8 protein-coding genes and 1 pseudogene are annotated in these 9,801 nt (G+C 69.7%); all 9 read right to left on the reverse strand.

Annotated features, from left to right (window positions below; genetic code table 11):
- Positions 1-162: 162 nt before the first annotated feature.
- Positions 163-1,485 carry a cell division protein FtsA gene (gene ftsA / locus V7067_RS12100; RefSeq protein WP_334176159.1) on the reverse strand — a complete coding sequence of 441 codons (1,323 nt, stop codon included), beginning with the start codon at positions 1,483-1,485 and terminating at the stop codon, positions 163-165.
- Positions 1,482-2,375, reverse strand: coding sequence for a cell division protein FtsQ/DivIB (locus tag V7067_RS12105; protein ID WP_334176160.1), 894 nt, complete (start codon positions 2,373-2,375; stop codon positions 1,482-1,484). Before V7067_RS12105 ends, ftsA begins: the two co-directional genes overlap by 4 nt.
- Positions 2,372-3,292, reverse strand: a complete 921-nt coding sequence (locus V7067_RS12110; protein WP_334176161.1) for a D-alanine--D-alanine ligase — start codon at positions 3,290-3,292, stop codon at positions 2,372-2,374. Before V7067_RS12110 ends, V7067_RS12105 begins: the two co-directional genes overlap by 4 nt.
- A gap of 213 nt (positions 3,293-3,505) precedes the next feature.
- Entirely contained in the window at positions 3,506-4,471 is a 966-nt protein-coding gene (gene murB / locus V7067_RS12115; protein ID WP_334176162.1) for a UDP-N-acetylmuramate dehydrogenase, read from the reverse strand.
- On the reverse strand, positions 4,468-5,886 hold the full coding sequence (gene murC, locus V7067_RS12120; protein WP_334176163.1) for a UDP-N-acetylmuramate--L-alanine ligase: 1,419 nt from the start codon (positions 5,884-5,886) through the stop codon (positions 4,468-4,470). Before murC ends, murB begins: the two co-directional genes overlap by 4 nt.
- Positions 5,883-7,010, reverse strand: a complete 1,128-nt coding sequence (gene murG / locus V7067_RS12125) for an undecaprenyldiphospho-muramoylpentapeptide beta-N-acetylglucosaminyltransferase (RefSeq protein WP_334176164.1) — start codon at positions 7,008-7,010, stop codon at positions 5,883-5,885. Before murG ends, murC begins: the two co-directional genes overlap by 4 nt.
- A complete protein-coding gene (locus V7067_RS12130; protein WP_334176165.1) occupies positions 7,007-8,146 on the reverse strand; it encodes a putative peptidoglycan glycosyltransferase FtsW in 1,140 nt (379 codons plus the stop codon). Before V7067_RS12130 ends, murG begins: the two co-directional genes overlap by 4 nt.
- Complete coding sequence (gene murD, locus V7067_RS12135; protein WP_334176166.1) at positions 8,146-9,564, reverse strand: UDP-N-acetylmuramoyl-L-alanine--D-glutamate ligase; 1,419 nt, start codon at positions 9,562-9,564, stop codon at positions 8,146-8,148. Before murD ends, V7067_RS12130 begins: the two co-directional genes overlap by 1 nt.
- Before the next feature lie 10 nt (positions 9,565-9,574).
- Positions 9,575-9,801: pseudogene (mraY, locus tag V7067_RS12140) on the reverse strand (phospho-N-acetylmuramoyl-pentapeptide-transferase); the annotation flags it as partial.

Genomic DNA, 9,801 nt, shown 5'->3' on the forward strand with positions numbered 1-9,801 from the left:
TCATGGCAGCCTCGTTGTCCTTGCCCGCATCGCCTGCGGAGGTCCGTCCATTGGTCATAATCGGGGTCGTGGTCTCGCCCTGGCGCCGGATGTCGCCGCCGGCGGGCACGCTGTAGGCAATGTCATCGTTGCCGCTAGCCGGCAGCTCAGTCTGTTCGTCCATCAGAAACCGTCCTTGAACCAGCGCCCGACCCTGGCCAGATAGCCGTCGGTTCCGGTCAGCACCGAGCGGGAGAACCGCACCGGCACCTGTTCGTATTGAACCACCTGCGGGTAGACGACGAGGCCTACCACTGCGGCGAATGCCGGGCCCTTGGCGGCATCCGGCAGACCGGCCACCCCGAGCGGGCGGCCAAGGCGCACCGAACGTCCGAGAACCCTGCGGGCTACGTCGGGCATGCCGGTGAGCAGGCTGCCGCCGCCTGTCAGCACGACCCGGCGCCCGATGCGTCCGGCGAAGCCAGAGGCCGCCAGCCGGTCGCGCACGAGCTCAAGAATTTCGTCCACCCGGGGGCGGATGATGCGGTTGAGGTGGCCGCGCGGCACCTGATGGGAGGAGCCGGCGTCGTATTCCCCGACCGGATTGATGACCAGCACGTCGCGTTCGTCGCTGGTGCCGGCAAGGGCGGTGCCGTGCAGCGTCTTCAGCCGCTCGGCATCCTGCACCCGGATGGAAAGGCCGTTGGCGATGTCGAGCGTCACATGGGCGCCGCCGATCGCCAGGGCATCGACGTGAACCAGATGGCCGTCGTTGAAGACGGCGATGGAGGTGGTGCCGCCGCCGATGTCGACGCACGCGCAGCCCAGCTCCGCCTCGTCGTCCACCAGCGTGGCGAGCCCGCTGGCATAGGGCGTCGCCACCACCGCCTCGATGTCGAGATGGCTGCGGCCGACCGACAGCAGCAGGTTGCGCAGCGGCGCCGTCTCCGCCGTCACCACGGTGAGATCGATGCCCAGCCGGCGGCCCAGCATGCCGCGCGGCTCCTGAATGCCGCGGCTGCCGTCGAGCGTGAACCCGGTCGGCAGGGTGTGGATCACTGTGCGGCCGGCATCGACGGCATGGCTGCCGCCGGCCGAAAGCACGCGGCGGATGTCGCTTTCACCCACCGTGCCGGAGGAAACGTCCACCTGCGCGGAGAAGGCGGAACTCGCCAGCCGGCCGCAGGTGACGGTGACGATGAGCGATTCCACCGTCACGCCGGCCATGCGCTCGGCCGAATCGACCGCTAGGCGGATCGCCTGCTCGGCCGCGTCCAGATCGACCACCACGCCCGACTTGAGGCCGCGGGCGCGCTGATAACCATAGCCCAGCACCTCGATGGCGTGGGTGCGGCCGGACAGGATGTCGGCCTCGCTGCGCGGCTTGAGCCGTGCGATGAGGCAGGCAACCTTGGTGGAACCGACATCCAGCACGGTGACGAGCGAGGAGCGGTGCTGCGGCAGCGGTTTCAGGCGCATGGTGGAATCGGAGCCGGTGCGGATCATGTATCGGCTCCCTTGGGTTTCGCCTTGATCTTCTTGAGCTGTTCGGTGCGCGTTTCCATGCCGCTCCCGGTGAGGCGCACCACGACACGGTCGGGCAGGCGCAGGTCCACGACATCGATATCGCGCGAGAGCAGGCCGCTTTCGGCATCGAGCTGGGCAATGCCGGTCAGCGCCTCGATCGGGTTCTGTTCCGGCAGGCGCAGCACGATGCCGTCCTTCAGCACCACATCCCAGCGCCGCTCGCCGATGCGCACCAGCCCGCGCAGCTTGCCGGCGAGGCCCGGCACCGCGTTGACCATGTCGAAGGCCTCACGGGCAAGCTGCGGCGCGCCGTTGCCGGCCACGAGCGGCAGCGGGTGGGCCGTGGGGTCGACGTCCTCGGCAATCACGCGGCCGGTTTCGTCGATGAGAAAGAAGCGGTGGTCGTTGAGCCACAGCGCATAGGGCGTGCGCTCGCTCACCTTCACCGCGAGAGTGTTCGGATAGAGCTTCTGCACCGTGGCGGTGTCGATCCACGGCAGCGCCTGCACCCGCTCGCGGGCGGACGACACATCGAAGGCCACCAGCGACACGCCGGGATCGATGGCGAGGGCGGCCAGCAGGGCCGAGTCGGATGTCTCGGCCTGCCCGCTCATCTTCACCGCGGTGATGGCGAAGCCGGACGAGGCCGTCGCGGCATCGATGACCGCCGCGCTGTGGCCGCCGGCGATGATGCCGTAGGCCAGCGTCAGACCGAGGAAGGTGATGGCGCCGGCCGTGCCGGTGCCGCGCGGCACCGCCTCCAGCTCGTCCATCGTGCGCGCGAGGATGCCCCGGCGCGACCGGCCGATCGGCAGGCCGGCTTCGGCCGACCCGGACCACGCCTCCCTCCCTCTGGTCTGTCGCCTCACCGATCGCAACTCGCGTCCTCCACCATCCAGCTCACCAGTTCGGGGAAACTCATGCCCTGATGGGCGGCGAGTTCCGGAACCAGCGATGTCCCTGTCATCCCGGGCTGGGTGTTAACCTCCAGGATCACGAGATCGTCCTTTTCCGCGTCGTAACGGAAATCCGACCTCGAAACCCCGCGGCACCCCAGCGCCCGGTGCGCTTCGAGGGTTAGTTTTTGGACATTTTGGTAAATTTTCGGTTTAAGCCTGGCGGGCAGTTCGTGACGCGATGCGCCCGGGAGATATTTGGAATCATAGTCATAGAAGGCGTAGCCCACCGGGACGATTTCGATAATTCCGGTGGGGGAATCGTTAATGACCGCGCAGGTCAGCTCCTGACCGGCCACGAAGCGCTCCGCCATCAGCACCTCGCCGTAGTGCCAGCCGGCCGACGACAGGGCTTCCGGCGGCCGGTTCGCGCCTTCCCGCACGATCAGCACGCCGAACGACGAACCCTCGCAGATGGGTTTCAGCACATAGGGCGGCGCCATCACATGGTCGCGCGCGGCCTCGGCCCGCGTCACGATGCGGTGGTTTGCAACGGGCAGGCCGGCTGCGGCGAAAACGCCCTTGGCCTTTTCCTTGTTCATGGCCACGGCGGAGGCCAGAACCCCGGAGTGGGTGTAGGGAATCTGCATGATTTCCAGCAGGCCCTGAATCGCGCCGTCCTCGCCGAAGCGGCCGTGCAGGGCGTTGAAGGCCACGTCCGGCCGCAACCGCTCCAGCACGGCGGCAATGTCGTGACCGACATCGACCGGCGTCACGCGGTAGCCGGCCTCTTCAAGCGCGGCGGCGCAGGCCCGGCCGGAGTTGAGCGACACCGGCCGCTCGCTCACCCAGCCGCCCATCAGGACGGCGACATGCTTGGCTTGGCTCATGCTCTTTTCCCTCGCAAGAACACCCGGACCGCAGTGCATTTCGCTGCCGGATGTGTTCGTTCTGCCACAGCCTTGCGGCGGCATTGTTGCCGTCGGAAAGGCGGGATTTGTCTCAAATTGTAACCGGTTGGCCACACTTTGCCCGTCAGGCACGGTGTGGAGAGACAGGGCGGGCGGCCAGCCGCGTCCGGGCCGGCGCGAATCGGCGATTCGTTAATCCTGATGGCGCGGCAGCGGCGAAACGGCGGCGCCTTCCGGCAGCCGGCCGATGCGGCGAATCTCCCAGTGGAGATCGATTCCGCTGGTCTCCTTCACCCGTGCGCGGACCGTTTCGCCGAGGCGCTCGATATCGGCTGCCGTGGCGCCGCCGGTGTTGAGGAGAAAGTTGCAGTGCAGCCCGGAGACCTGCGCGGCGCCGATGGTAAGGCCGCGACAGCCGGCGCGGTCGATGAGCTTCCACGCGCTCTCGCCCGGCGGGTTCTTGAAGGTCGAGCCGCCGGTGCGGCTCTTCACCGGCTGGGTCGCCTCGCGCGAGGCGGTGATTGCGTCCATCTCCGCCTGAATGGCGTCGCGGTCGCCGGGCGTGCCGGCGAAGGTGGCCTGCGTGAAGATCAGGTCGCCGGGGGCGGCGGTGCGCCGGTAGGAAAAACCCATGTCGTCGCGCGACAGGCGCACGGGCCGGCCCTGCCGGTCCAGCGCCTCGGCCCGCACGAAGCGGTCGGCGGTCTCCGCGCCATAGGCGCCGGCATTCATGCGCAGGGCGCCGCCGATGGCGCCGGGAATGCCGCGCAGGAACGACAGCCCCGCCAGCCCGGCTTCCGCCGCCGCGCGCGCCACGCGCACATCCGCCGCGCCGGCGCCGGCGGTGATTTCGCAGCCTTCGACCGAAATGGCCGCAAAAGCCTTCGCCGTCAGCCGGATGACGACGCCTTCGATGCCGCCGTCGCGCACCAGCGTGTTGGAGGCGAGCCCCAGCACCGTCACCGGCACGCCGGCGGGAATGGCGGCCAGTCCGGTGGCCAGATCCGCGGCATCGGCCGGCAGGAACAGCACGTCCGCCGGCCCGCCGGTGCGGAACCATGTGAAGCTTGCCATCGGCGCATCGGCCATGAGGTGGCCGCGCAGCGGCCCGCCGGCGGCGGCCTCGATGGCCGCCTTCAGCGCCTCGCCCGCGCTCATTGCGCCGGCACCGGATCGAGTGCCGCCAGCTCCTTCGGCAGCGCATAGGCCCACTGGGTGATGGAGCCTGCGCCGAGGCAGACCACGATGTCGCCCGGCTTCACCCGCGCCTGCACCAGCGCGGCGAGATCGGCGCGGTCGGCCAGCGAGACCACGTCGCGGTGGCCGCCGGTCTTCAGGCCCTGCACCAGCGCCTCGCGGTCCACGCCGGCAATGGGCGCCTCGCCGGCGGCATAGACATCGGCGACGATCACGGTTTCCGCGTCGTTGAAGCAGGTGCAGAAATCGGCGAACAGGCTCTGCAGGCGGGTGTAGCGGTGGGGCTGCACCACGGCCACGACGCGGCCTCTGGTGGCCTCGCGCGCGGCCTTGAGCACGGCACGGATTTCCACCGGGTGGTGGCCGTAATCGTCGAAGATATCGACGCCGTTCCAGGTGCCGGTATGGGTGAAGCGCCGCTTGACGCCGCCGAAGCCGGCAAGGCCGCGGCGGATCGCCTCCGCGCCGATGCCCAGCCGGTCGGCCACGGCCACCGCGGCGGTGGCGTTGGAAACGTTGTGGCGGCCGAGCACCGGCAGCGACAGCCCCTCGATGAGCTTGCTCGCCCCGGTCGCCCGGTCGTGGATGGAGACCGAGAAGGTGGAACCGCGCGCCCCCATGGCCACGTCGGAGCAGCGCACGTCGGCCTGCGGATTGAAGCCGTAGGTGATGATGCGGCGGTCTTCGATCTCGCGCACCAGGCTCTGCACCTCCGGGTGATCGAGGCACATCACGGCGAAGCCGTAGAACGGCACGTTCTCCACGAACTGCTCGAAGGCCGCGCGCACCTTCTCGAACGAGCCGTAATGGTCGAGATGCTCGGGGTCGATGTTGGTGACCACGGCCACGTCGGCCGGCAGCTTCAGGAAGGTGCCGTCGGATTCGTCGGCCTCCGCCACCAGCCATTCGCCGGCGCCGAGGCGGGCGTTGGTGCCGTAGGCGTTGATGATGCCGCCGTTGATGACCGTCGGGTCGAACCCGCCGGCATCGAGCAGGGCGGCCACCAGCGAGGTGGTGGTGGTCTTGCCGTGGGTGCCGGCGATGGCGACCGACTGCTTCAGGCGCATCAGCTCGGCCAGCATCTCCGCCCGGCGCACCACCGGCAGGAAACGGGCGCGCGCCGCCACCAGCTCCGGGTTGTCGCGCCGGACCGCGGACGAGACGACGATGACCGTCGCCGCCCCGAGGTTCTCCGCCCGGTGGCCGATGGCCACGGCAATGCCCTTTTCGCGCAGGCGGGCGACGTTGGCATTTTCGGCAATGTCCGAGCCCTGCACCGGGTAGCCGAGATTGTGCAGCACTTCGGCGATGCCGCTCATGCCGATGCCGCCGATGCCGACGAAGTGAACGGGGCCGATGTCGCGCGGCATTTTCATGGGGTGAGATCTCCGTCTTTGCGGGCGGTCGCCTCGACGAGATCGGCCAGACGCTCCACGGCGTCGGGCATCGCAATCGCGCGGGCGGCGGCCGCCGCCGCGGCCAGACGCTCCGGGGCGCCGGCCAGCTGTGTGATTTCCTTCGCCAGCCGGTCAGGGTCGGCGGTCAGATCCGTCTGGGCAATCGGCCAGGCCGCGCCCACGCCCGCCAGAACGGCGGCATTCGTTGCCTGATCCTGATCGCGCGCGTGGGGCAGCGGCACCAGCACCGCCGGACGCCCGATGACGGACAGTTCCGCCACGCTGGAGGCCCCGGAGCGGCACACGATGAGATGGCTTGCCGCCATGCGCGCCGGCATGTCGGTGAAGAAGGGGGCGAGTTCGGCGGCAACGCCGAGATCGGCATAGGCCCTGCGCACCCGCTCCATATCTTCCGGCCGGGCCTGCTGGGTCAGCTTCAGGCGGGCGCGCAGGGCGGGGTCGAGCCGGGCGATGGCCGGCGGCACCAGATCGGCAAAGGCGCGCGCGCCCTGACTGCCGCCGAACACCAGAAGGCGGAACGCGCCCCCCGCGACCGGCGCCTCATAGGGCGTGCGGGCGGCTTCCAGCACCGCCGGCCGCACCGGGTTGCCGGTCAGCGCCAGCTTTGCGGTCCACTCCTGCGTGCCCTTCGGGCGTTCAAAACCGGTGGCGATGCGGGTGGCGTGCTTTGCCAGCAGGCGGTTGGCCCAGCCCACCACGGCGTTCTGTTCGTGCAGGATGGTGGGAACGCCCCGCAGCCGCGCGGCGGTCAGCGGCGGCACGGTCGGGTAACCGCCGAAGCCGACGACGACCGCCGGCCGGACCCGGCCGACGATGCCGAGCGACTGCACGAGGCCGCGTGCCAGTGCGAAGCCGGTTCTTGCCAGCGCCACCGGCGAGCGGCCGGTGACGGTGGCGGACGCAACGATATGCACCGTGCGCGCCGGGAAGGCGGAGCCGTATTTGTCGGCCCGCTCGTCGGTGATCAGATCCACCGTCCAGCCGCGTTCGCCGAGGGCGTGGGCGAGGGCCTGCGCCGGAAACAGATGGCCGCCGGTTCCCCCGGCGGCCAGCAGAACGGTTTTCCCGCCGGGGCGCGTCATGCCGGCCGCTCCTGCCGGATGAGCGTCAGCGGCCGCAGCACGCTGTCGACGCGCGGCCGGCGGCGGGTGAGCGCCAGCACGAAGCCCATTTCCAGCGCAATCGCCACCAGCGACGAGCCGCCGTAGGAGATGAACGGCAGCGTCATGCCCTTGGCGGGCATCAGGTGCAGGTTCACCGCCATGTTGATGCAGGCCTGCACGCCGAACAGGATGACGAGGCCGGCAGTGGCAAAGCGCACGAACGGATCGGGCTCCTCGCGCGCATGGTTGAGACCGCGCAGGATGATGAAGCCGAACAGCGCCACGAGCCCGATGCAGGCGATGATGCCGAATTCCTCTGCCGTCACCGCGAACACGAAGTCGGTGTGGGCATCCGGCAGGATGCGCTTCATCGTGCCCTCGCCGGGGCCGACGCCGAACCAGCCGCCGGCGGCAAAGGAATCCATGGCGGTGTCGACCTGAAAGGTGTCGCCGCTGGTGGGATCGAGGAAGCGGTTGATGCGGCCGGCGAAGTGCGGAAACACGAAATAGGCGCCCACCAGGCCGAAGCCGCCGGCAACGGCGAGGCCGGCCACGAAGAACCACTGCAGACCGGCCAGAAAGAACAGCGCGCTCCAGGTGATGGTCAGCAGCGTCGCCTGCCCGAGGTCGGGCTGGGCCACCACGGGGGCGAGCGTCATGATCAGCAGCGCGATGGCGAGCATGCGCCCGGGAAAGCCCGGCCGCCGGATGCCTTCCGCCAGCACATAGGCCACCACCACCACGAAGCCGGGCTTCAGGAACTCCGTCGGCTGGATGACGAGCCAGCGCCGCGAGCCCTTGATCTCCGTGCCGAAGAACAGCGTGGCGATGGTCCACAGCAGCATGACGGCGAACAGGATGAACGCCGCCTTGCGCACCTGCGGCGGACTGAGCAGCGACACCGCCACCAGCGTCAGCGCCGCCGGCACGGCATAGAACGCCTGGTTCTTGACGAAGTGATAGGTGCCGGCGCCGATGCGCTCGGCCACCGCCGGGCTTGCCGCGAACGACAGCACCACGCCGGAAGCGAGCAGGAACATGAGCGTGAACAGCAGGTAGCGGTCGATCGTCCACCACCACTCGGAAACCGGACTGCGGTCGATGCGCGAGGCCATCAGGCTTCTCCTTCGATCGTCACGCCCTCAAGGCCGGCTGCCAGCGATCGGAACACCTCGCCCCGCTCCTCGAAGGAACGGAACTGGTCGAACGAGGCGCAGGCCGGGGAAAGCAGCACCACCGGCTCGGCGCCGGTATCCGCGGCGGCATCGCGCGCGGCGGCGGCGGTCGCGGCGGCAAGGGTGCCGCAGCGCTCGAAATCCACCACGCCCTCAAGGGTCGCGGCGAATTCCGCCTCGGCCTCGCCGATCAGGTAGGCCTTCACGATCCGGCCGAAAAACGGCGCGAGATCGGCGATGCCGCCCGCCTTGGGCTTGCCGCCGGCGATCCAGTAGATGGTCTGGAAGCTCGCCAGCGCGCGGGCCGCGGCATCGGCATTGGTGGCCTTGGAATCGTTGACGAACAGCACCTTGCCGGCCCGCCCGACCACTTCGAGGCGGTGGGCGAGGCCGGGAAAGGTCGCAAGCCCCGCGGCGACGGTGGCGGCATCGAGCCCGGCGGCGCGCACCGCGGCGATGGCGGCGGCGGCGTTCTGGGCATTGTGGATGCCGCGCAGCGAGCCGATGCCCGTGAGCGGATAGCGCGCGCGCTCCGCCCCGTCGCGCGTCTCGGCAATGGCGCCGTCGCTGAAGGTGTAGGACAGCCCCCTGGCCACCGGCGGCCGGGTGGCGGAGATGACGGCGACCGAGCCGCCCGGTTCGCCGGCCGCCCGCATCATATTGGCAAGGAAGCGGCCTTCCTCCTCGTCGGTGCCGACGACGGAAACCGCGGGCCGCCCCACCTCGAACAGCCGGCGCTTGGCGGCGAAATAGCCGCCGCGGCCGCCGTGACGGTCGTAGTGGTCGGGGGTGAGGTTGAGGAACACGGCAATATCGGGATCGAGCCGGCGGGCCTGATCGGTCTGGTAGGACGACAGCTCCAGCACCACGATATCGCCGGGCTCCGGCCGCTCCAGATCGAACACCGGCACGCCGATGTTGCCGCCCATGTGCACTGCGCGGCCGCTCTGCGCCACCAGATGGCGGGTCAGGGCCGTGGTGGTGGACTTGCCGTTGGTGCCGGTGATGCAGATCACCGTGGCGCCGGCGGCGGCAATCTCGGCAAAATAGAGCCCGATCTCGTTATCGACCGGCACCCCGGCCTCCCACGCGCGCGCGATCACGCGGTGGGGGTGGGGGTAGAGGTGGGCAAGGCCCGGGCTCGTCACCAGAAGATCGAGCACCGGCCACGGCCCGGTGGCGAGGTCGGCCTGATCGACGCCGGAAAGGCCGGCCCGGGCGACCGCATCGGGGTTGTCGTCGTGCACGACGACGCTGGCCGCGCCGCCGGCCACGGCGGCCCGCGCCACGGCCCGGCCGGCCCGGCCAAGCCCGAGGATGGCGATGCGGCGACCCTTGAGATGCTCCAGCGCAAGCATGTCCGGTTCCTCAGCGCAGCTTCAGCGTCGACAGGCCGATGAGGGCCAGCACCATGGCGATGATCCAGAAGCGGATCACGACCTGCGGTTCCGTCCAGCCGAGCTGCTCGAAGTGATGGTGGATCGGCGCCATGCGGAACACGCGCTTGCCGGTGGTCTTGAACGAGATGACCTGAATGATCACCGACAGCGCCTCGATGACGAACAGGCCGCCGATGATGACCAGCACGACCTCGT

The organism is Pseudoxanthobacter sp. (assembly GCF_036822375.1).
Lineage (GTDB): Bacteria > Pseudomonadota > Alphaproteobacteria > Rhizobiales > Segnochrobactraceae > Pseudoxanthobacter.

Excerpts from the sequence above, each read along its gene's own strand:
- murD (WP_334176166.1), bottom strand. The coding sequence starts at position 9,564 with ATGCTTGCGCTGGAGCATCTCAAGGGTCGCCGCATCGCCATCCTCGGG.
- murB (WP_334176162.1), bottom strand. The coding sequence starts at position 4,471 with ATGAGCGCGGGCGAGGCGCTGAAGGCGGCCATCGAGGCCGCCGCCGGC.
- ftsA (WP_334176159.1), bottom strand. The coding sequence starts at position 1,485 with ATGATCCGCACCGGCTCCGATTCCACCATGCGCCTGAAACCGCTGCCG.
- murC (WP_334176163.1), bottom strand. The coding sequence starts at position 5,886 with ATGAAAATGCCGCGCGACATCGGCCCCGTTCACTTCGTCGGCATCGGC.
- murG (WP_334176164.1), bottom strand. The coding sequence starts at position 7,010 with ATGACGCGCCCCGGCGGGAAAACCGTTCTGCTGGCCGCCGGGGGAACC.
- V7067_RS12110 (WP_334176161.1), bottom strand. The coding sequence starts at position 3,292 with ATGAGCCAAGCCAAGCATGTCGCCGTCCTGATGGGCGGCTGGGTGAGC.
- V7067_RS12130 (WP_334176165.1), bottom strand. The coding sequence starts at position 8,146 with ATGGCCTCGCGCATCGACCGCAGTCCGGTTTCCGAGTGGTGGTGGACG.